Genomic DNA, 21414 nt, shown 5'->3' with positions numbered 1-21414 from the left:
AAGAATCTAGTCATTTTTTTGTTGACATTGCCCATTTTATTCATGTAAGATAATTGCTTGAACGGATTCTCTTATCCCGAGTTGGTGGAGGGACAGGCCCGATGAAACCCAGCAACCGGCTTACAAAGAAAGTAGCCGCATACATCATCATTCATTGTACAATTAATGGGGTGTAAGAAGGTGATTATTTACTTCATGGCATGCGGTCGTTTTCGAGCAACGGTGCTAACCTGATGCAAGGTATTGTCCTTGATCGATAAGAGTGAAAGGCAATGAACGACATTATCAACCTTTCCTCAAAGTAAGGAAAGGTTTTTTCTTTGCGATAAGTAAATAGTGTATGTTCAAAAAGGTGGGAAGTTCTCTTTCTTGAAATCTTAAAAAGACATGACCCCTTTTTGATCATTCTCTTATAGTAAAAAATGCTACTAATTGAAAGCATGTATAAGTGAACACTATTTTTAGAAGGGAAATGAGTTCCGTCTCAACCAATTGATAATATTTGAGGAGGAAAAGTTCATGACGAATAAAAGACGTCTATTTACATCGGAGTCTGTAACGGAAGGGCATCCGGATAAGATTTGTGACCAAATTTCTGATTCCATTTTAGATGCCATTTTAGAAAATGATCCGAATGCACGTGTAGCATGTGAAACTTCTGTTACAACTGGTTTAGTATTAGTAAGTGGAGAAATCACGACAAGCACTTATGTTGATATTCCAAAAATTGTTCGTGAAACGGTAAAGGAAATTGGTTATACGCGTGCAAAATACGGTTTTGATGCTGAAACTTGCTCTGTATTAACATCTATTGACGAGCAATCCCCTGATATTGCAATGGGTGTAGATAAAGCGCTTGAAGCACGTGAAGGACAAATGACAGATGAAGAAATTGAAGCGATTGGTGCAGGGGATCAAGGGTTAATGTTTGGTTACGCTTGTAACGAAACGAAAGAATTAATGCCATTACCGATTTCTTTAGCACATAAAATTTCTAGACGTTTAACAGAAGTTCGTAAAGAAGAAATTCTCCCATACTTACGTCCTGACGGGAAAACTCAAGTAACAGTTGAGTACGATGAAAACGATAAGCCTGTCCGTATTGATACAATTGTTGTGTCGACTCAACATCATCCAGAAATTACGTTAGAACAAATTCAACGTAATATTAAGGAACATGTCATTGATCCGGTAGTTCCAAAAGAATTAATAGATGAACATACAAAATATTTCATTAACCCTACAGGTCGTTTTGTTATCGGTGGACCTCAAGGGGATGCTGGTTTAACAGGTCGCAAAATTATTGTTGATACGTATGGCGGTTATGCTCGTCACGGTGGTGGAGCTTTTTCTGGTAAGGATCCTACAAAGGTTGACCGTTCTGCTGCCTATGCTGCTCGTTACGTAGCGAAAAATATTGTTGCAGCAGAACTTGCCGATAAATGTGAAGTTCAACTTGCTTATGCAATTGGTGTGGCACAACCGGTCTCGATCTCGATTGATACATTCGGTACTGGCAAAGTTTCTGAAGATGTCCTTGTAGAGGTTGTACGTAAAAACTTCGATCTTCGTCCAGCTGGTATCATTAAAATGCTTGACTTACGTCGTCCAATTTACAAAAAGACGGCCGCTTACGGTCACTTTGGACGCAACGATCTTGATTTACCATGGGAGCGCACAGATAAAGCGACTGCGCTTCGTGAACAAGCATTATCATCTTAACAAAAAGGCCCCCTCTAAATTGAGGGGGTTTTTTAATTCGATAGAAGTGCTAAGCGTATTGAACTTTTTTATAGTTAATGACTGTTTTATATTCATTGATAAGTCCATCTAAAATGGAGTCCCACGTTTGTGATAATGCGTAAGAACGGGCTTCATGCCCCATTTCAATTCGCTTTGAGTCATTGGATAAAAGATACGCAATTTCCTCAATAAACTGATTTGCCTGTTTCATTTCACATAAACTACCTGTTTTGTAATGTTGAATAATGTTTTTTACTCCACCTGAATTGGCACCAATTGTCGGTGTGCCAGATGCCATCGCTTCTAATACGACATTTCCAAATGTTTCTGTCGGTGAAGGGAACACAAATAAATCAGAAGTAGCGTACACTTTTGCCAATTCTTCTCCTTTTAAGAATCCTGTAAATGTGCTATTAGTAGGTGCTTTCTGTTTCATTTCTTCAAGTGAAGGACCTTCTCCAACAATTAACCAATGAACATTTTGTTTTACATGCTCGGGAAGGTTATTGGCAATCGTTATTAACGTCTCGATATCTTTTTCGGGGGCAATTCGACCAACATACGATAAAATATACTTTTCCTTAAGGTTGTATTTCGTTCGAATTTCTAGTTTGTCAAAATAGGGGTGAAACATTTGGCAATCGACGCCTCTTGCCCAAATGTGTAAATTCGTAAACCCGTGCTTTGTTAGTTGTTCCATTGTAAAATGTGATGGAACAAATATTTTTTCGAACGGACGATGAAACCAATGCATATATTTCCACAATAATTTCGAGAAAAGTTGCAGGTCGTAATACTCTAAATATTGATCAAAATCTGTATGATAAGATCCTACAAGTGGAATGTTTAACTTTTTTGCATAATGTAATCCACAAAGTCCTACATTAAATGGTGTAGCGATATGAATAAGGTCTGGTTGAAAGCGGATAAGCTCTGCTTTAATCTGGAGCATATTTGGTAAAGCGAGCCGGCATTCCGGGTATAAGAAAAAAGGCAAGCTTGTAAAACGACGGATATTATTGGAAAACAAGTGGTCGTTTGTACTCTCTGGTGCAAAAACGCGATATTCATGTCCACGTTTTTCTAAATGATCTGTAAATCGCTTTAGCGTCCGTGCTACTCCATTGACGTCAGGGTAAAACGTATCTGTAAAGATCGCAACCTTCATCATGAACCTCCTGTCTATTTATATTTATAACTGTAAAAGATATAAAGAGATAAGAGTTATTCTTATATTCCATTCTATGTGGAGAGAATGATTCCATAAGAGCTTAGGTTATAAGTTGTGTGATGGTTGTATAACAAATAACGCCTGTACAGCTACCTAAAAACATCCCAACGAGCACATCTGAAGGATAATGAAGCCCTAAATATATACGAGAGAGCGCTACACTAAAAGCAATAGGAAGAATGATAATAAAAAGTTCAGGCATAAATAATATATAAGGAGTTACGAGAGAAAAAATGGCTGTCGTATGTCCTGAAGGAAATGAATGATCTTGTAGTGGGTTTTTTAATATTTTCGCATCTTGTAAAGCTATATAAGGACGTTTGCGAGGATATAATTTTTTTATAATTGCAACGGGAATGTGACTAAACAACAAAGCGGCACCACTTGCAAGAGCAACAGATTTTAAAGGATGCTCAGCAAAAACAATGAATAAAAGAGAAAGTAAAATGGTAAATGTGGCACCGCCAATATGGGTGATGTTGCGAAAATAAAAGTTTAAACATTTTTTTTCGAAATATTGATTCACATACTTAAATAATTTACACTCAACGTCATACATTGTGGCAATAAATTTGCTCATTTTCTGTTTACTCCTTTGCAAATCTTTTCTTTTATTGTAAGGGAGGAATATTTAAGGAGTAATAAATTTTTGTAAAGATTGCGAAAAAAAGATTTGCAAATTTTTAACATTTTTATGAACTGATTGAGTAAAATATAGAATTTCTAAAAAAGGACTTTTAAGATATCTTTATAAACAACGTGTAACATTTATTCTTTTTTTTCGATTGGTTCACATTGTTTATAAAATTGTCCTTTTTCTACATATTCGCGACGGATTCGATCCATATCTCGGCGGTCATCCTCTGTCAATTCTCGAATGACTTTCACTGGTCTGCCAAAAGCTAAACAATTAGGAGGGATTTTTTTCCCAGGAGGCACTAAGCTACCGGCACCGATAAATGCTCCTTCACCAATTTCAGCTCCGTCTAAAATAATGGAACCCATGCCGATGAGAGCGTTTTTTCGTATAATCGAACTATGGAGTATAACTTGGTGGCCAACTGAAACACCGTCCTCAATAATAAGCGGACGATTCGGGCTTTGATGAAGACAACATTGATCTTGAATGTTGACACCCTTACCAATCATAGTTGGAGATACATCTCCACGAATAACTGTATTAAACCAAATGCTTGTGTTTTCACCAATTTGGACATCGCCCGTAATCGTCACAAAATCTGCGATAAAGGCACTTTCAGCAATGACTGGTTTTTTATCTTTATAAGGATAAATCATGATGGTTTCGTCCTTTCAATTAATTTGATGAGATAAATAAGTGTATATTTATTATACATGAGGTTTGAGTGTATCGAAAAGGGGGGTAGTAATATGTGGAAATGGACGAGCGAAAATCCAAAAGGGGTTATTGTCATTATTCATGGTGCTGCAGAACATCACGGCAGATATAAATGGCTAATTGAAATGTGGAGGCTTGCTGGTTTTCATGTTGTCATGGGGGACTTACCTGGTCAAGGGACAACGACTAGAAGGAGAGGTCACATTCAATCCTTTGACGATTACATTGAAGCTGTGGAAGAATGGTTTCGTGAAGCGAAGACATTTGATTTACCAATTTATTTATTAGGACATAGCATGGGCGGACTTATCACGATTCGCGCATTACAAGAAAAAGAACTCAAGGTTCATGGAGTAATTTTATCTTCACCGTGTTTAGGTCTTGTCAAAAAGCCAAATAAGGCGTTAAATACGCTTTCAAAATGTTTAAATGTATTTCTTCCTAAGTGGCGTTTTGATTCCGGTTTATCCGTAAAGATCGCGACACGAAATAAAGAAGTACAAGATATGGATGAAAATGATTCCTTGTATGTGACAAAGGTATCTGTTCGCTGGTATCGTGAACTACTGAAAGCGATAGACGAAGCTTTCAAACAGCTTCCAAAATTTCCGAAAGTCCCAGTATTTGTCATGCAAGGTGGGGAGGATTTAATTGTTGATAAATCGTACGTATTTAAATGGTTCAATGAACTCGCAATCCCGGAAAAGTCCTACAAAGAATGGGAAGGCTTTTATCACGAAATATTTAATGAACCTGAACGTGAGCTCGTTTTTGAGACAGCAAAAAGGTTTATTGAAGCCCATTTGCCTCATTCAAAATGTGAAGATGAAAATTCGTGAGGAGGTGAGTGTATTTTGAAAATTCCAGAGCATCCAGTGATGTTAATGAAAAAAGTATACCGTGAAGTATTACCGACCGTTCATCGTTATTTAAAAAAATGGCGTCAAAAAGCAGAACAAATTCCGAATGATGAATTGAGGAAACAAGCTTTGCAAAGTATTGAATCGAAAGCCTTTCATTGTGAAGGGGGAAGCATTTTAGCGATACTAGCTGATCAGCAGATGGAAAGATGTATTGAATTTATCGTCGCCTATCAAACGATTAGTGATTATTTAGACAACTTATGTGACCGAAGCACGTCTCAGGATCCAGAAGATTTTCGTATGCTTCATCAATCTATGGTCGATGCATTGTCCATTAACGAGCCGTTAAAATCGTATTATCAATACCGGCAAGATCAAGAAGATGGAGGCTATTTACATGCACTTGTCTCAACTTGTCAAACGGTTCTAAGAAGCATGGGACAACATTATTCAGTTATTGCTCCATATTTACACGAGCTTTGCTTATATTATTGTGATTTACAAGTGCACAAACATGTTAAAGAAGAAGAACGTGTCCCGCGACTTGAAAATTGGTTTGAAACGTATCGCTCTCATTTACCAAAAATGGAATGGTATGAATTTTCAGCTTGTGCGGGATCAACACTCGGAGTATTCTGTTTAGTTTCTTATGCTTTTCAAAATCATTTTACAGAAATGATGGCAAAGCAAATAAGGAACGGATACTTTCCATATGTCCAAGGGTTACATATTTTACTCGATTACTTAATTGATCAACAAGAAGATGAACTAGAAGGGGACTTGAATTTTTGTCATTACTATGAGAATGAGCGTAATATGATGGAGCGACTTGAACATTTTATAACCGAAGCGGATCGCAGTTTAGAAGGCATTCCACATGAGAAATTTCATCGTTTAATTAATCGCGGCTTGCTCGGCGTTTATTTATCTGATGATAAAGTGAATGAACGGAAACAATTAAATAAGTTAGCAAAAAAACTCGTACGGTTAGGTGGCTCATCGTCCATTTTCTTTTACGTCAATGGACGGGCCTATCGAAAGATTCAAAAATTAAGTTTTATGAAATCGTCCTAAAAAACAAGGGGCTGTCCAATAATGGTTTTTCGACCTTGGATGCCCCTTTTATTTTCAAGAGGCTTTCCTTTTTGGACAGTCTCTTGTTTGGTGAATAAATTACCGTTTTTCAATAGCGATAATAAATGGTGGGTTGTTTTGTTGATTCAAAAAACGATATTCAAGCACGTGAGCCTCTTTTTGATCTAAATGTTTCACAAATTGTAAGATGGCATCGCGTTCCTCTTTGCCTTCGTCATGTCCATGATAAATAACGAGGACAATCATCCCTTCCTTTTTCAATACATTTAAAAGTTGCTTAATAGCTTGAATGGTTGAAACTGGTTTTGTGACAATGTCTTTATTGCCACCTGGCAAGTATCCAAGATTGAACATTGCTCCAGAAACGTTTCCATGATGCTCTTTTGGGACCGTTTCTTGTATAGCACTATGACTTTGATGAAATAATGTTACACGATTGCTAAGATTTTTATCTATTAAAAGTTTTTCCGTATTTTTAATGGCTTCTTCTTGGATGTCATAGCCAAATACATGCCCGTTTTCCCCGACAAGCTCGGCTAAAAAGGCGGTGTCATGCCCATTTCCAACTGTTGCATCAATGACGATATCGCCTGTATCTGCTGCCGTTTTCATTAATTGTTTGGCGAAAGGTAAAACGCGAGTTAATTTCATTTCGACTTCACTCTTTCTCTGTTGAAATATTTTCCTTGATAGCTATTCCGGCGTTTTAGCTCTTTATCAATCGTATTTAGTACGTTCCATTTATTCACACTCCACATTGGACCAACCATTAGTTCAATCGGTCCATCCCCTGTAATACGATGAATAATCATTTCCGGCGGTAATATCTCAAGTTGGTCACACACTAATTGAATATAATCATCGAACGATAAAAACTGTAACAAGCCTTTTTCGTATTGTTTCACCATTGGTGTTCCTTTTAATAAATGTAAGAGATGGATTTTTATTCCTTGTACATCTAAATTGGCAACTTCTTTTGCGGTTTCCATCATCATATCGTAACTTTCTAGTGGTAGGCCGTTAATGATATGTGAACAAACACGTATGCCATGGCTTCTTAACTTTTCTACTCCTTCTACATAACAATCATAATCATGGGCACGATTAATAAGGTCAGCTGTTTTTTGATGAACGGTTTGTAATCCTAATTCAACCCATAAATAAATGCGTTCATTTAACTCAGCTAAATAGTCTACAACTTCATCTGGTAAGCAATCAGGTCTAGTAGCAATAGAGAGTCCGACAACACCATCGAGATTCAAGACGGTTTCATATTTTTCACGCAGTACGCTAACAGGTGCATGAGTATTTGTGAAAGCCTGAAAATAGGCCATGTATTTACCGTCTTTCCATTTATGATGCATTTTGTTTTTAATCGTATTAAATTGTGTCACAAGATCATCCGCACGATTTCCTGCAAAATCACCAGAACCAGCAGCGCTACAAAAAGTACAGCCTCCATGACTAACGGTGCCATCTCGATTTGGGCAGTCGAAACCGCCATCTAAAGAGACTTTAAACACTTTATGTCCAAATGTTTGTTTTAAATGATAATTCCATGTATGGTAACGTTTATCGTCAAATGTATAAGGAAAAGGATTTTCATGATTCAAATGGAGATACCTCCTACTGTTAAAAATATACCATCATAGCATTTTATCACGAGATAAAATGGAATCTCAAATGGGAATGTTATCAACAAAAATTTCCAACTCCCATCATGTGTATTCATAGCCTATCAATGACAAAATAAGAACGATGATCATTGTATTTTATCGAAAGAAAAGGGGGAATTCGCTTGGCAACGAGACAATCTGTTGAGAATTGCATTCAAAAATGTGAAGAAGTATTAAACTATGCAAGAGAGCAGTATGAAGAAGCAGCGAAGCAGGAGCACTATAACGATGAAGAATATACAAAAGCACAACGAATGCTTGAAGAAGTCCTTCAAGAAATTGCCCAGCTTGAAATAAGTTCAAGTGATCAGCAACGTGAACAACTGTATCGAGAGCGATTAAAGTTACAGTCATTACAAAACAATATGATTTTACAATAGGAGAGGAAAAGTATGAAAAAACGTTCGAAACAAAACAATCCTGAACAAAAAACGAAAAATGGAATGAATAGTAATGATGTTGAATTTGCCGGGGAATATGATCCGGTAAAAAGTGCCAAGAAAAATTATTTAGATGCTAAACAAAAGAAATAGTGATTGGAAAGGAAAGGTTCTGGTTTAAAGAACCTTTCTTTTTTTGTTGTTTCAGAAAGTTTAAATTCGCTAAAGCGTTAAAATACAATGAATGGAGCTTTGTCCAACGGAAGCCACCTACTCTCTCGAAGTCAAATAAAATTTTACGCCGTAAAGGCAAAAAGCTCCTTTGTCGTAAGAACATTTTGTACGAGGCTGATTCAGGCGCTTCGCGCTTATTTTACAAAAAAATTGTTGACAACTTAATAAAAAAACCATACTGTATTAAGTGTATTATTTTTAATAGTACACTTAATACGCTGTATGGAAGTAGGGATGAAATGATTCAAATTGATCCAAGAAACTCTACACCCATTTGTGAACAAATTGTTCAAAACGTTAAAGAGCTTTGTTTTAAAAGAGTTCTAAAGCCTGGGGATCAAGTTAGCTCTGTTCGTGAGCTCTCAAAGGTGATTGGTGTGAATCCTAATAGTGTTTCCAAAGCTTATCAAGAACTTGAAAACCAGGGCATTATTGAGGAGATAAGCGGAAAAGGCATGTTCGTAACAGAAAGAGCGAGAAGTTTAATTTATGAAGAAAAAATGCGAATCGTTTTAGGCCAGTTAAAACAGATGATCGTTACCGCTCGTTATAAAGGAATGGATATGGAACAAATGCAAAATTGGTTAAGCAATGGACAGATTGAGGAGGAAAAATGACATGATTCAAGTTAGCCATTTATATCACTCATTTAAAGTTGGGAAAAAGGGAAGTGAAAAAGAAATTCCCGTGTTACAAGATGTTAATTTGCATATTCACCAAGGAGAAATCGCTACAATTGTCGGGAAAAGTGGTTCAGGAAAGTCAACGTTATTACACTTGATTTCCGGATATATTTCCCCCACAGCAGGTGAGATTGTCATAAATAATACAAATGTTACGAATTTCAATGAAAAAGAATGGGCGAAATTCCGCTTAGATTATTTAGGATTTATTTTTCAAAACTTCCAATTGATTCCTAGTTTAACCACCTATGAAAATGTCGAACTCCCATTAACATTAAAGGGTATTGCCGAAAAAGAGAGAAAATTACAAGTTTCTCGCTTATTAGAAAGAGTTGGTTTACAAGATCACACCAATCATTATCCGAACGAACTATCAGGTGGACAACAGCAACGTGTCAGTATTGCAAGAGCACTCATTACGAACCCGAAAGTGATTTTAGCTGATGAGCCGACTGGAAGTTTAGATTCTGAAACAGAGCAAGAAGTTTTAGCGCTCATTCAAGAGTTAAATAGAGAAAAAGGAATTACGTTTTTAATGATTACACACGATGAAGAAGTCGCACAATCAAGTGATAGGAAACTTTTCTTGCACGACGGTGTTTTACTAGAGAGGGGAATATTACATGAAGTTTAAAGATCAAGTGCAATTTGTCCGCCAAAACATAAAGAAAAATCGTTTACGTATATTTATGACCATATTAGCGACAACGATAGGGTGTGCCTTTTTAATCGTGCTAGCATCGGTCGGCTTCGGTTTGCATAAAAGTATTACGTCTGAAATTCTTGAACAAGATATCGTGACAACAATTAATGTCTTCGGTAAAGATGACGGGGATGAGGTGCAAATGCCGACAGATGAAGATCTTAAAGAATTAAAAGGATTAGAACATGTGAAAGCAGTAGTTGTAAATAAATATATAGATCAGAGGGTGGATCTATCATTACAGGATCGAGCGACAACTGTTGCACCGATTTTTACGAACATAAAGGAATGGAAAAAAACAGGTGTAAAATTAAGTGAAGGGAGACTTCCGAAACAAGATGGTGAGGTAGTCGTTGGATATCATTTTGCCAATTATTTAAATACAGAAAAAGAAAGAATAGAATTTGAAAAAAAACCACCTGAAAACGGTTCACTACCAGAAGGGTACAAAGGTGATTTAATCGGACAAACCTTGTCGATGAGAGTAAGTAGTGAACAAGTGGAAGAGGTTATTCCAGTGAAAGTTGTTGGTGTTTTAGATGAACCTGCCAATGATTGGGATATTGATACAAAGATTATTATTAGTGATTAAGTATTTAATCAAGTGAAAAGTATCATTGAAAAAGAATCAATGAATGAAGAAATGGGAGAGGTTTACTCAGAAGAAGTGAATGTTTACGCCTCAAATTTAGAGCACGTAAAACCGCTCCTCGAAGAACTAAAAGACAAAGGCTATCACGTTTATTCGGTTACAGAACAACTAGACAGTATGAACGTTTTTTTTCTTGTATTTAAAATTGGATTAATTTTTATCGGAACGGTAGCAGTTCTGATTGCATCCATTGGTATATTTAATACGATGACAATGGCGGTAACAGAGCGTACTCAAGAAATTGGAATTATGAAGGCAATCGGGGCACAGCCGAATGTTATTCGAAGGATCTTTTTAATGGAAAGTGCATGGATCGGTGTCGTTGGGGCCATGCTTGGAGTCGTTATTTCATACGGGATTAGTGGAATATCCAATTGGATTATTCCGATGGTTTTAAATTCAGTTACGGACTCAGAAGGACCTGAAGGATTTATATTTTCATATATTCCGCTTAGTTTAGTTCTTATTGCTTTTGGTATTAGCGTTGGTGTTGCCATTATTTCTGGTTTAAGACCAGCATTTAAAGCGACAAACATCCCTGTATTATCTGCACTTCGAAAAGAAATATAACGTATTTATTGAAAAAATGAACAAAACGGAATAGAATAATTTTAATAAATATAGCGGAAAGCATGTCATTTAGCGTGCCTTCCGTTCTTTTTTTTTCGAAATTTTAAAGGAAAGGTGGTTGAAACATGCCACGTTCATTATGGTTGTTAATCATTGGAATGGCTATTAATGTAACAGGTGCATCCTTTTTATGGCCGTTAAATACGATCTATATTCATGACCATCTTGGGAAGTCGTTAACGATGGCTGGGATTGTGCTTATGCTCAATTCAGGAGCTAGTGTCGTTGGGAATATGCTAGGTGGAATTCTCTTTGATCGAATAGGCGGTTTTCGTTCCATTATGGCAGGTATTATAACGACTCTCGCTTCCCTAATTGTACTCGTATTTTTTCACGATTGGCCAGCTTATATTATTCTTTTAACGCTTATCGGTTTTGGGCAAGGAATTGTTTTTCCTTCTATGTATGCTCTAGCTGGAGCTGTTTGGCCTGAAGGAGAACGTCGCGCCTTTAACGCGATCTATATTGCCCAAAATAGTGGTGTTGCAATCGGATCAGCTTTAGGTGGAATCGTAGCGAATATTTCATTTGAATTTATTTTTATCGCAAATACATTATTATATATTGTATTTTTTATGATCAGCTATTTTGGTTATCGAAATTTAGTAGGAGAGAAAGGAGTACACTCAACGATATTAAAACAACGTACTTATGTGAAAAATCGCCAAAAATATATGGCATTAGTAACGTTAACGATTGGTTACTTATTAGCATGGGTAACTTACTCGCAATGGCCTTCTACTTTTGCGGCCTATTCACAAGAAATGGGGATTGGACTTCATCAATATAGTTTATTATGGACAGTAAACGGTGCTCTTATTGTGTTAGGTCAGCCATTGCTATCTGCCTTTATAAAACGGTTAGCAAAATCGTTAAAAGTGCAAATGTTTGTCGGATTTATGATGTTTATTTTATCTTATATCGTGATGTCTAATGCTACCCAGTTTACCGGATTTATGGCAGCAATGATCATTATTACAATTGGAGAAATGCTCGTTTGGCCAGCTGTTCCGACGATTGCTAATAAACTAGCTCCGAAAGGCCGAGAAGGCTTTTATCAAGGGTTTGTGAATAGTATGGCAACTGGAGGAAGAATGATTGGACCTTTATTGGGTGGAGTCATTGTTGATGTTTTCGGAATTCGATGGCTGTTTGTTGCGATGATCGGATTATTATGTATTGGAACAATCACGGCAATTATATACGACCGAAGTATCGTACAAAAAAATAATAAACAAATGTCATTAACCCACTAACTTCGTTAGGGACTGTGAATAGCAGTCTCTTTTTTTTTTTTACACTTTTTCTGTTGTTAAATAGGAGATACCTTATTAAACGTCTAAATTAAAGAAAGTGATTGATCATGTTTGAAGTGTCTTCGAAAATGAGCTTTTAAGGAGGATTAAGAGAAAATGTTGATGGAAAAACAATTACCATTTGCGAAAGAAATTGTTGAAACGGTTTTAGAAAATGCCTTCGCGTGGCTTGTTATCGTCGACAAAGATGGGAAAATTATCTATATGAACGACGAATATTGTACGTTTATCGGCTTAGATCGTGTTGAATGTCTAGGTAGGCACGTAACGGAAGTGATCGAAAACACAAGAATGCATATTGTTTTAAATACGGGAATCGAAGAAATAGCGGAACTCCATTATATTAAAGGGAATTACATGATTGCGAATCGCATTCCAATTTTTGTGGAAGGAAAAGTTGTTGGTGCATTCGGTACGGTTATGTTCCGAGATACGAGAGAGTGGAACGAAATGAACTCTCATGTGAAACAGCACTTAGCTGCCCTAAAGTCGATTTTCGATAAACAACATCGAACTGGAACGAGATATTCATTACATGATATTGTCTCAGTTTCTGAAAAAATCGAAGAACTAAAGGAGCGTGTAAAAAGTATTGCGGCTAGTGATAGCTCCGTTTTAATATGCGGGGAAAGTGGAACAGGGAAAGAGCTGTTTGCACACAGTATCCATCAATTAAGTGAACGAAGTGAAAATCCATTTGTAAAAGTAAACTGCGGTGCGATCCCAGAGCATTTATTGGAGTCAGAATTATTCGGGTATGAAGAAGGGGCTTTTACAGGTGCGCGTAAAGGCGGAAAGAAGGGGAAGTTTTTAATAGCAAATGGCGGATCCATCTTTTTAGATGAAATAGGTGACATGCCACACCATATGCAGGTGAAGCTATTAAGAGTATTACAAGAAAGAGAAGTAGAGCCTATCGGTTCTACAAAAGCTATACCGATTGATGTTCGGATTATTACAGCGACAAATAAGCCATTAGAAAAGATGATGAAAGAAAATCGATTTCGTAAAGATTTATTTTACCGGCTTAGTGTCATTCCGCTTTACATACCTCCATTACGTGAGAGAATGGAAGACTTAGATGTGCTCGTCTATCATTTTATGAAAAAACTATCTTTTCGAACAGGAAAGCGTGTAACAAGGTTACAAGATGAGGTGATGAGAGCTTTTCGTCAATATGAATGGTATGGAAATATACGTGAATTGGAAAATGTGATTGAGTCAGCCATCAATTTGACTAAAACAGACGAAATTACGATGGCTGACATTCCGGAATATATTAAGCACGAAGCAGTTGTGAATGAGGAGGAAAAAAGTTTAAAAGAAATGATGGAAGAGTTGGAAAAGAGAATTTTAGTTCGAGCGCTTCGAAAGCATAATGGGGATAAGAAGAAAGCGGCTAAATCACTCAAAATTAGTAAATCTTCCATATACGAAAAAGTACAAAAATACCGAATCGAAATTTAGTCCGAATAACCGGAATTTATTCCGGAAAAGTGGACTTTTTATATGTTGAAGTGATAAAAGAGGAAATCACCGTGTGTAGGTTTTTGTCCAGAAAATTGGAAAAATTATTGTTTTAGATTATTGTCGTATCTTCCTTTAAAGGATGGCATGATTATTGCTTATTACTATTTAAAGGCTGGACAAGGAGGAGAAAAAATTTGCTTAGTATGGTTGGATTAATCGGTGGTCTCATTTTATTAATTGTTTTAACGATGCGTGGTATGAACTTACTTGTGGCAGGTCCTTTATGTGCCTTATTCGTAGCACTATTCAGCGGAATGCCTTTATTCCCGCAGCTCGTTCAAGAAGGGGAGGCAAATTTAGTCGGAAATTACATGGCAGGTTTTTCAGGGTTTGTTGCGTCATGGTATTTAATGTTCTTACTTGGCGCGATTTTCGGAAAGGTCATGGAAGACAGCGGTGCGGCAGATAGTGTTTCAAAATGGGTTGTTGATAAGTTAGGCATGAAAAGAGCTGTACTGGCGATTGTGGCAGCATGTGCCGTTTTAACATACGGTGGGGTAAGTTTATTCGTTGTTGCGTTTTCAGTATATCCAATGGCTGTTAGCTTATTTAAGCAAGCGAATTTACCACGCCGCTTTATCCCAGCGACATTAGCATTTGGTTCTGTGACGTTTACAATGACTTCTGCTGGTTCTCCGGAAATTCAAAACTGGATTCCAATTGAATATTTAGGAACAACCCCGTATGCCGGATGGGAAGTAAGCATAATTGTTGCATTATTTATGATGTTTTTCGGTTATTGGTGGTTAACGAAAATGATCCGTAAAGCGGTTGAACGCGGCGAGACATTTGAAATGAGAGAAGATGATCCCGAAACGAATAATGGTGCCTTGCCGAATCCTCTTTTATCCATGCTCCCACTTGTTGTCGTACTAGCATTTTCATTCGTTTTTCATAATTCGTTAAAGCAATCAGCGCTCATTATCGCTTTATTAGGTGGAATTGTTGCGACATATATCGTTAATCGAAAATATTTTCATTCATTTTGGACAGCTGTTTCGGCTGGTACGGTAGGGGCTCTTATCGCGATTGGGAATACAGCAGCTGTTGTTGGGTTTGGAGGTGTCGCCAAAGCTGTACCAGCATTCCAAACAGCGGTTGATCTGATGACAAGCATCCCAGGAAGTCCGTTAATTGGAGGAGCTATTGCTGTCAGTGTTATTGCTGGTTTAACAGGTTCTGCGTCAGGGGGGCAAGCGATCGCCTTACCAATTTTAGCACCTCACTACGTTGAGCTAGGTGTTAATACGGAAGCACTGCACCGTGTTGTATCCATTTCTTCAGGGGCATTAGATTCCCTTCCTCACAATGGCTATGTTGTAACGACGGTTCGAGCCATTTGTGGAGAAACTCATCAAGACGCCTACAACGCAGTTGGAGCGTTAACCGTCATTGTTCCTTTAATGGGTGTAGCATTAGCAATCATACTTTTTTCATTAGGAATAGGTATTTAAAAATATGATAAGGAGAAGGAGGTTTTTACGATGGTGAAAAATCGTGTCGCCATTGTGACGGGGTCAGCACAAGGGATTGGGCTTGAAATAGCGAAGATGCTCGCTTTTTCCGGAGCAAAGGTTGTATTGTCTGATCTACAAGAAGATAAAATCGAACAGGAAGCGACTAGTCTAACTTCGCAAGGATTTAATGCAAGCGCTATATGTTGTAATGTAACGGATGAGCAGGACATTATAAAACTAGTTGATGCGACGACAAAGAAATATGGTCAAATTGATATATTAATTAATAATGCTGGATTACAGCATGTCGCTCATATTGAAGATTTTCCAACAGAAAAGTTTGAGCAATTGTTAAAAGTTATGCTTGTTGGACCTTTTATGTTGATGAAACATGTCATGCCAATGATGAAAAAACAGCGATATGGAAGAGTTTTGAATATGGCTTCGATAAATGGTCTTGTCGGATTTGCAGGTAAGTCTGCGTACAATAGTGCAAAGCACGGTGTGATTGGTTTAACGAAGGTTGCTGCTTTAGAAGGAGCGGAGCATGGAGTGACGGTAAATGCTCTTTGTCCCGGGTATGTCGATACTCCGCTCGTACGGAATCAACTAAAAGATTTAGCTGAAACGAGGAACGTTGCATTTGAGAAAGTGTTAGAGGAAGTGATCTATCCGCTTGTCCCACAAAAACGACTGCTAACTGTCGAGGAAATAGCAGATTACGTTGTATACTTAGTTAGTGAAAAAGCAAAGGGAATTACAGGCCAGGCTATCGTCATTGATGGAGGTTATACGGCTCAATGATGAATGTTACCCTTGAATCTTATTGAACAGTAATTTTCGACATAAACTTGCACTACTATTGAAAATTTCTTAAAATAATAAATAGAAAACTCGATACATGATGAACGTTGAAAAGGACTAGTAGTGAACGGAAAATGTTCAGAGAGTTGGCGGCTGGTGTGAGTCAATCATTTTCCTTCGTGAACTCCCCTTTGAGTTACAGGTGTAAAATGACTTATAAATGATCAGAGTAATACCTTGTCGTCTATTCCACGTTACGGAAAAGAGCGGGCGCGTTTGGCGCTAATTTGGGTGGTACCGCGGGAAGATATGAAATCCTCTCGTCCCTTTATTGGGATGGGGGTTTTTTTATTTCCTATGATCATACATATTCTGTACTTTTCAAATGAGTATGTTGTGAATCGAAAAAATGTTCATACTGTTAACAACATGTTGAAGGAGGAAGCACTATGAGCTTTAATCATCGCGAAATTGAAAAGAAATGGCAAACATATTGGTTAGAAAACAAAACGTTTAAAACAGAAGAAGGAGATAAACCGAAATTTTATGCATTAGATATGTTCCCTTATCCTTCTGGAGCAGGACTTCACGTTGGACATCCAGAAGGCTATACAGCGACTGATATTTTATCTCGTATGAAGCGCATGCAAGGGTACAATGTACTTCATCCGATGGGATGGGATGCATTTGGATTACCTGCTGAACAATATGCTCTAGATACAGGAAATGATCCTGCAGAATTTACGGAGAAAAATATTGATAATTTCCGCCGACAAATACAAGCCCTAGGCTTTTCTTATGATTGGGATCGAGAAGTGAATACGACAGATCCAAACTATTACAAATGGACACAATGGATTTTTCTAAAGTTATATGAAAAAGGGTTAGCTTATATCGATGAGGTTGCGGTGAACTGGTGTCCTGCGCTTGGGACTGTTTTAGCAAATGAAGAAGTCATTGATGGGAAAAGTGAGCGTGGTGGACATCCTGTAGAACGCCGCCCGATGAAGCAATGGGTATTAAAAATTACGGCTTATGCTGATCGTCTCTTAGAAGATTTAGAAGAGCTTGATTGGCCAGAAAGTATTAAAGAAATGCAACGGAATTGGATTGGCCGTTCTGAAGGGGCAGAAGTTCATTTTGCAGTGGATGGTTCTGACGAGACATTTACAGTATTTACGACTCGCCCCGATACACTGTTTGGTGCTACGTATGCCGTTTTAGCGCCAGAACATTCATTGGTCGAAAAAATAACAACAGAAGCCCAAAAAGAAGCTGTACAAGCTTACATTGATCAAGTTGTAAATAAAACAGATTTAGAGCGAACAGACTTAGCGAAAGATAAAACAGGTGTGTTTACAGGTGCCTATGCAGTCAATCCTGTAAGCGGTGAAAAAATGCCCATTTGGATTGCCGACTATGTCCTGATGAGCTATGGGACAGGTGCTATCATGGCAGTACCGGCACATGATGAACGCGACTATGAATTTGCGAAAAAGTTTGATTTACCGATTAAAGAAGTTGTTGCTGGTGGAGATATTTCGAAAGAAGCGTATACAGGAGACGGTGAGCACGTCAATTCTGATTTCCTAAACGGTTTAAATAAAGAAGAAGCCATCCAAACAATGATTCAATGGCTTGAGACAAATAAAAAAGGTGAAAAGAAAGTGACGTATCGTCTACGCGACTGGCTATTCAGCCGTCAACGCTATTGGGGAGAGCCGATTCCAATCATTCATTGGGAAGACGGTACAATGTCGCCTGTGAAAGAAGAAGAGCTTCCATTAATGCTTCCTAAAACAGATGAAATTAAGCCATCTGGTACAGGAGAGTCACCGCTTGCAAATATTGAAGACTGGGTTCATGTAGTAGACCCTGAAACAGGGAAAAAAGGTCGCAGGGAAACAAACACGATGCCGCAATGGGCAGGAAGTTGCTGGTATTACTTACGCTATATTGACCCACACAATGATGAGCAACTAGCCGATCCAGAGAAGCTTAAGAAATGGCTTCCAGTTGATATTTATATCGGAGGGGCAGAGCATGCCGTCCTTCATTTACTTTATGCACGATTCTGGCATAAAGTGTTATATGACTTAGGTGTTGTACCAACGAAAGAACCGTTCCAAAAGCTCTTTAACCAAGGTATGATACTCGGTGAAAATAATGAAAAAATGAGTAAATCGAAAGGAAATGTTGTCAATCCGGATGAAATTGTTGAATCGCATGGTGCAGATACATTGCGCTTATACGAAATGTTTATGGGACCATTAGATGCATCGATTGCTTGGTCAACGAATGGACTGGATGGTGCTCGTCGTTTCCTTGATCGTGTATGGCGCTTATTTGTAGAAGATGAAGGAGAATTAAATCCGAAAATTCAAGATGCTCCTTCTGACGAACTTGAGAAAGTGTATCATCAAACAGTGAAAAAAGTAACAGAAGACTATGAAGAATTACGATTTAACACAGCCATTTCCCAAATGATGGTGTTTATTAATGAAGCATATAAAGCAACGGTTTTACCGAAAGAATATATGGAAGGGTTTGTTAAATTACTTTCACCAATTGCACCACATATTTGTGAAGAGCTTTGGGAAAAGCTTGACCACACTAATACAATTTCATATGAACAATGGCCAACATTTGATGAGTCGAAGCTTGTCGACAATGAAGTGGAAATTGTCGTTCAAGTGAATGGGAAAGTTCGCGCAAAGCTCCTTGTCCCAACAGATGCATCGAAAGAACAAATGGAGCAGCTTGCGCTTGAAAATGAAAAAGTGAAAGAACAAGTTGAAGGCAAGACGATTCGAAAAGTCATTGCCGTGCCTAGAAAGCTTGTAAACATTGTGGCAAACTAATAAGAACAAAGCCCTCTGAACGAATCCGTTTCAGAGGGCTTCCATTTGCTAATAGTAGTCCAACTAAAGAATTTGATATAATAACGATATCCTTAAAAAAGGAGTGGAAATCATGCTTGAAATAAAAGAAATTACCCCCGCTGAATTACAAGAAAAGCTAGAAAAAGGTGAAAAGCTCGAATTAATTGATGTCCGTGAAGAGGAAGAAGTTCAAGAAGGAATGATTCAAGAAGCTAAGCACGTTCCGATGGGGGAAATTCCTAATTACGTGGACCAATTAGATAAAGAAAAAGAATACATTTTTATCTGCCGTTCCGGTAGAAGAAGTGAAAATGTGTGCATGTATTTACAAGACAAAGGCTTTAAAGTCGTCAATATGGTTGGTGGCATGCTTGAATGGAAAGGTAAAAGTACTCCAAAAGCTCAATTGTAGAAGGATTGGGAAAGCTGTGTGTGAAAGCACGGCTTTTTTTATTATAATGATCAGATAATAGGAAGTTTCCGCAAGTTAGTCACATTTTCGCGCAAGTCGTGAAAAATATCCGCATGCTATGAAAATATCCCTCAAGTTGTGAAAGAAATCCTCATATCATGAAAGAAATCCGCAACCAACATGATAGATAATAGGACCATTTGACCGCTATTGATCTGATATCGAATAGTCATATATTTCGAAAGCGTTATCATAAATAATCTACACGCTCAATACATTATGTTAAGGAGGGATGTAAATGGCGAAATACCTCAAATTAGATGTGACAGAACGGATTCAAATCAAAATAGATGGAGAGGACATTTTATTATTCAATGGAAAAGATTGTATCGGTATGCTAGTCATAAAAGAAAAGGAAAAGCAATATGATTTAGTAGATGGATACGTTTATGAAAATCTACGAATATTTCGGCTTTTCCGTCACGAAGGTACGGGTCAACCGTATGCGGAAGGCTGTGATTTAGGGTGGTGTTAATAAATGTATCAAGTAGCAATTTTTGATGAGGAACACGAGAAAGATTTAGAGTATGAAGTGAATGACTTTTTATCATCACTTTCTGAGGAACAATTTATAGATATCCAATACAAAGTGGCGGCAACGTGCGACCAAAAAGGGGAACAAATTTATTGTTTCACAGCAATGATTATTTATCGTAAATTATAACAAGAAAGCTTAAAAGGGGTGCCCCTTTAAGCTTTCAACTAAATAAAAAAGATCTTCAATTTTTGGACAAGGCATTACATAATCTTTCGATGTATTGTTCCTTTGTCTCGTTTCGGATGTTTTAGTTTTTGTATTTGGAACAACTGTTTTTCAATTAAATACTTCCATGGAAGTACAAGGTGACAAGGTTTTCACCCGACCTGTCTACATTTTTCGAAAAAATAATATTTTTCTTGCTATTATTCGATTATTCTTGTTAAAGTAGAATAAGTAGGGAAAAAATAAGAATATTTTACGGAACATTCGAAAATATGTAAATATAAAACTGAATAGCTGTTTAAAAGTGCTTAAAATTGCAGAGGTAATTTTAAGATAATAGGGAAATCGGTGCAAATCCGATGCAGCCCCCGCTACTGTAAGCGCTGATGAAATTGTCATAGACCACTGGCATATGTGCCGGGAAGGTGACAAGAGTAAAGGGAAGCGTAAGCCAGGAAACCTGCTTTTAAACAATGAATCTACATCTTTCGGAGGGAAGGGTGGGAAGTGAAGAAGTTTCATGCACTTATGTTAAGCTAAGCCTAGCTTGTTCAAATCCTTAATTCCCCCTGGAGTTAAGGGTTTTTTTGTTGTCTTAAAAATGGGGACTGGGAGGAAAGGTATTATGGCAACATGGAATTTGAATGGAACGAAGCACCATGTCTTAATTTGTAACGGTAGTAGTTGTATGAGAAAAGGTGGAGAAGAAGTTACTTTGGCGATTCGCGATGAAATTTCAAAGCGTAAACTCGATGAAGTCGTTCATACGAGTCGAACCCGATGTAACGGTCGATGTCAAGATGCGTGTGTCGTTGTCGTCTACCCAGAAGGCATTTGGTATGAAGGAGTGACAGAGGAGCTAAGCCGTGAAATTGTCTCTCAGCATTTACAAAAAGGAGAACCGATTGAGCGTTCAATCAGTTATACGATGACAGAAGACGGGATGCAGCTACAAAATAATCGTCCAATCGGCAAGAAAAAAGAAGAAGTCGTAACAAAATAA

General features: G+C 37.7%; 23 protein-coding genes, 2 riboswitches and 1 other annotated feature. Of the genes, 18 read left to right on the top strand and 5 right to left on the bottom strand.

The annotated features are described in order from the left end of the window. Positions 1-68: 68 nt before the first annotated feature. Positions 69-263: riboswitch (SAM riboswitch) on the top strand. A gap of 256 nt (positions 264-519) precedes the next feature. Next, complete coding sequence (gene metK, locus MLD65_RS06710) at positions 520-1722, top strand: methionine adenosyltransferase (protein ID WP_243291113.1); 1203 nt, start codon at positions 520-522, stop codon at positions 1720-1722. Between the two features lie 49 nt (positions 1723-1771). Here metK and MLD65_RS06705 read toward each other — a convergent pair whose 3' ends face one another. The 3 genes from MLD65_RS06705 to MLD65_RS06695 form a co-directional block, all read right to left on the bottom strand. Continuing rightward, complete coding sequence (locus MLD65_RS06705) at positions 1772-2911, bottom strand: glycosyltransferase family 4 protein (protein WP_243291154.1); 1140 nt, start codon at positions 2909-2911, stop codon at positions 1772-1774. A 103-nt stretch (positions 2912-3014) separates the two neighbouring features. After that, on the bottom strand, positions 3015-3554 hold the full coding sequence (locus tag MLD65_RS06700) for a phosphatase PAP2 family protein (protein WP_243291112.1): 540 nt from the start codon (positions 3552-3554) through the stop codon (positions 3015-3017). A 188-nt stretch (positions 3555-3742) separates the two neighbouring features. After that, positions 3743-4270 (bottom strand): gamma carbonic anhydrase, encoded by a 528-nt coding sequence (locus MLD65_RS06695; RefSeq protein WP_243291111.1) that lies wholly within the window; start codon positions 4268-4270, stop codon positions 3743-3745. 93 nt (positions 4271-4363) lie between these two features. On the opposite strand from MLD65_RS06695, the gene MLD65_RS06690 reads away from it, so the two are divergent. Both MLD65_RS06690 and MLD65_RS06685 read left to right on the top strand, forming a co-directional pair. Further along, complete coding sequence (locus MLD65_RS06690; protein ID WP_243291110.1) at positions 4364-5170, top strand: alpha/beta hydrolase; 807 nt, start codon at positions 4364-4366, stop codon at positions 5168-5170. Between the two features lie 15 nt (positions 5171-5185). Further along, positions 5186-6268 (top strand): tetraprenyl-beta-curcumene synthase family protein, encoded by a 1083-nt coding sequence (locus MLD65_RS06685; protein ID WP_243291109.1) that lies wholly within the window; start codon positions 5186-5188, stop codon positions 6266-6268. A gap of 99 nt (positions 6269-6367) precedes the next feature. Here the strand turns inward: MLD65_RS06685 and mnmM are convergent, their stop codons facing one another. Both mnmM and mnmL read right to left on the bottom strand, forming a co-directional pair. Continuing rightward, positions 6368-6940, bottom strand: a complete 573-nt coding sequence (gene mnmM / locus MLD65_RS06680; protein ID WP_243291108.1) for a tRNA 5-(aminomethyl)-2-thiouridylate-methyltransferase MnmM — start codon at positions 6938-6940, stop codon at positions 6368-6370. Next, positions 6937-7902 carry a tRNA modification radical SAM protein MnmL/YtqA gene (mnmL, locus tag MLD65_RS06675; RefSeq protein WP_243291107.1) on the bottom strand — a complete coding sequence of 322 codons (966 nt, stop codon included), beginning with the start codon at positions 7900-7902 and terminating at the stop codon, positions 6937-6939. Before mnmL ends, mnmM begins: the two co-directional genes overlap by 4 nt. A 185-nt stretch (positions 7903-8087) precedes the next feature. Here mnmL and MLD65_RS06670 point away from each other — a divergent pair, with 185 nt between their 5' ends. The 15 genes from MLD65_RS06670 (at position 8088) to MLD65_RS06605 (ending at position 21414) form a co-directional block, all read left to right on the top strand. Next, the gene (locus tag MLD65_RS06670) at positions 8088-8345 is read left to right on the top strand and encodes a YtzC family protein (RefSeq protein ID WP_243291106.1); all 258 of its coding nucleotides are present in this window, start codon (positions 8088-8090) and stop codon (positions 8343-8345) included. 12 nt (positions 8346-8357) lie between these two features. Continuing rightward, positions 8358-8498 carry a glycogen biosynthesis protein GlgD gene (locus tag MLD65_RS06665; protein ID WP_243291105.1) on the top strand — a complete coding sequence of 47 codons (141 nt, stop codon included), beginning with the start codon at positions 8358-8360 and terminating at the stop codon, positions 8496-8498. Between the two features lie 320 nt (positions 8499-8818). Further along, the gene (locus tag MLD65_RS06660; protein WP_243291104.1) at positions 8819-9196 is read left to right on the top strand and encodes a GntR family transcriptional regulator; all 378 of its coding nucleotides are present in this window, start codon (positions 8819-8821) and stop codon (positions 9194-9196) included. Between the two features lies 1 nt (position 9197). Then, complete coding sequence (locus MLD65_RS06655) at positions 9198-9896, top strand: ABC transporter ATP-binding protein (RefSeq protein WP_243291103.1); 699 nt, start codon at positions 9198-9200, stop codon at positions 9894-9896. After that, the gene (locus MLD65_RS18250) at positions 9886-10557 is read left to right on the top strand and encodes an ABC transporter permease (RefSeq protein ID WP_347709278.1); all 672 of its coding nucleotides are present in this window, start codon (positions 9886-9888) and stop codon (positions 10555-10557) included. Before MLD65_RS06655 ends, MLD65_RS18250 begins: the two co-directional genes overlap by 11 nt. Positions 10558-10569: 12 nt before the next feature. Beyond that, a complete protein-coding gene (locus tag MLD65_RS18245; RefSeq protein ID WP_347709276.1) occupies positions 10570-11187 on the top strand; it encodes an ABC transporter permease in 618 nt (205 codons plus the stop codon). A 125-nt stretch (positions 11188-11312) separates the two neighbouring features. Then, positions 11313-12503, top strand: a complete 1191-nt coding sequence (locus MLD65_RS06645; RefSeq protein WP_243291102.1) for an MDR family MFS transporter — start codon at positions 11313-11315, stop codon at positions 12501-12503. A gap of 156 nt (positions 12504-12659) precedes the next feature. Next, on the top strand, positions 12660-14030 hold the full coding sequence (locus tag MLD65_RS06640; protein ID WP_243291101.1) for a sigma-54 interaction domain-containing protein: 1371 nt from the start codon (positions 12660-12662) through the stop codon (positions 14028-14030). A gap of 197 nt (positions 14031-14227) precedes the next feature. Further along, a complete protein-coding gene (locus MLD65_RS06635; protein WP_243291100.1) occupies positions 14228-15547 on the top strand; it encodes a GntP family permease in 1320 nt (439 codons plus the stop codon). 30 nt (positions 15548-15577) lie between these two features. Further along, positions 15578-16354, top strand: coding sequence for a 3-hydroxybutyrate dehydrogenase (locus tag MLD65_RS06630; RefSeq protein WP_243291099.1), 777 nt, complete (start codon positions 15578-15580; stop codon positions 16352-16354). 98 nt (positions 16355-16452) lie between these two features. Further along, positions 16453-16685 (top strand) — a binding site (T-box leader). 118 nt (positions 16686-16803) lie between these two features. Beyond that, complete coding sequence (gene leuS, locus MLD65_RS06625; RefSeq protein WP_243291098.1) at positions 16804-19215, top strand: leucine--tRNA ligase; 2412 nt, start codon at positions 16804-16806, stop codon at positions 19213-19215. A gap of 112 nt (positions 19216-19327) precedes the next feature. Continuing rightward, positions 19328-19648: a rhodanese-like domain-containing protein gene (locus tag MLD65_RS06620; RefSeq protein ID WP_243291097.1), complete on the top strand. Its 321-nt coding sequence runs from the start codon at positions 19328-19330 to the stop codon at positions 19646-19648. Positions 19649-19946: 298 nt separating this feature from the next. Beyond that, positions 19947-20183 carry a DUF2553 family protein gene (locus MLD65_RS06615; RefSeq protein ID WP_243291096.1) on the top strand — a complete coding sequence of 79 codons (237 nt, stop codon included), beginning with the start codon at positions 19947-19949 and terminating at the stop codon, positions 20181-20183. 3 nt (positions 20184-20186) lie between these two features. Then, positions 20187-20372 (top strand): sporulation protein Cse60, encoded by a 186-nt coding sequence (locus tag MLD65_RS06610; RefSeq protein WP_243291095.1) that lies wholly within the window; start codon positions 20187-20189, stop codon positions 20370-20372. A gap of 324 nt (positions 20373-20696) precedes the next feature. Then, positions 20697-20893, top strand: a riboswitch (cobalamin riboswitch). 143 nt (positions 20894-21036) lie between these two features. After that, entirely contained in the window at positions 21037-21414 is a 378-nt protein-coding gene (locus MLD65_RS06605; protein WP_243291094.1) for a (2Fe-2S) ferredoxin domain-containing protein, read from the top strand.

The sequence above is a fragment of the Bacillus sp. FJAT-47783 genome (assembly GCF_022808615.1).
Taxonomy (GTDB): domain Bacteria; phylum Bacillota; class Bacilli; order Bacillales; family Aeribacillaceae; genus Bacillus_BZ.
The sequence above is the reverse complement of the archived record's forward strand: the minus strand, read 5'-3'. Positions and strand labels throughout refer to the sequence as shown.

Bases quoted from the DNA above. Each gene is read 5' to 3' on its own strand.
- metK (WP_243291113.1), top strand. From the start codon at position 520: ATGACGAATAAAAGACGTCTATTTACATCGGAGTCTGTAACGGAAGGG.
- MLD65_RS06705 (WP_243291154.1), bottom strand. From the start codon at position 2,911: ATGAAGGTTGCGATCTTTACAGATACGTTTTACCCTGACGTCAATGGA.
- MLD65_RS06700 (WP_243291112.1), bottom strand. From the start codon at position 3,554: ATGAGCAAATTTATTGCCACAATGTATGACGTTGAGTGTAAATTATTT.
- MLD65_RS06695 (WP_243291111.1), bottom strand. From the start codon at position 4,270: ATGATTTATCCTTATAAAGATAAAAAACCAGTCATTGCTGAAAGTGCC.
- MLD65_RS06690 (WP_243291110.1), top strand. From the start codon at position 4,364: ATGTGGAAATGGACGAGCGAAAATCCAAAAGGGGTTATTGTCATTATT.
- mnmM (WP_243291108.1), bottom strand. From the start codon at position 6,940: ATGAAATTAACTCGCGTTTTACCTTTCGCCAAACAATTAATGAAAACG.
- MLD65_RS06665 (WP_243291105.1), top strand. From the start codon at position 8,358: ATGAAAAAACGTTCGAAACAAAACAATCCTGAACAAAAAACGAAAAAT.
- MLD65_RS06660 (WP_243291104.1), top strand. From the start codon at position 8,819: ATGATTCAAATTGATCCAAGAAACTCTACACCCATTTGTGAACAAATT.
- MLD65_RS06655 (WP_243291103.1), top strand. From the start codon at position 9,198: ATGATTCAAGTTAGCCATTTATATCACTCATTTAAAGTTGGGAAAAAG.
- MLD65_RS18250 (WP_347709278.1), top strand. From the start codon at position 9,886: ATGAAGTTTAAAGATCAAGTGCAATTTGTCCGCCAAAACATAAAGAAA.
- MLD65_RS06645 (WP_243291102.1), top strand. From the start codon at position 11,313: ATGCCACGTTCATTATGGTTGTTAATCATTGGAATGGCTATTAATGTA.
- MLD65_RS06640 (WP_243291101.1), top strand. From the start codon at position 12,660: ATGTTGATGGAAAAACAATTACCATTTGCGAAAGAAATTGTTGAAACG.
- MLD65_RS06630 (WP_243291099.1), top strand. From the start codon at position 15,578: ATGGTGAAAAATCGTGTCGCCATTGTGACGGGGTCAGCACAAGGGATT.
- leuS (WP_243291098.1), top strand. From the start codon at position 16,804: ATGAGCTTTAATCATCGCGAAATTGAAAAGAAATGGCAAACATATTGG.
- MLD65_RS06620 (WP_243291097.1), top strand. From the start codon at position 19,328: ATGCTTGAAATAAAAGAAATTACCCCCGCTGAATTACAAGAAAAGCTA.
- MLD65_RS06615 (WP_243291096.1), top strand. From the start codon at position 19,947: ATGGCGAAATACCTCAAATTAGATGTGACAGAACGGATTCAAATCAAA.
- MLD65_RS06610 (WP_243291095.1), top strand. From the start codon at position 20,187: ATGTATCAAGTAGCAATTTTTGATGAGGAACACGAGAAAGATTTAGAG.
- MLD65_RS06605 (WP_243291094.1), top strand. From the start codon at position 21,037: ATGGCAACATGGAATTTGAATGGAACGAAGCACCATGTCTTAATTTGT.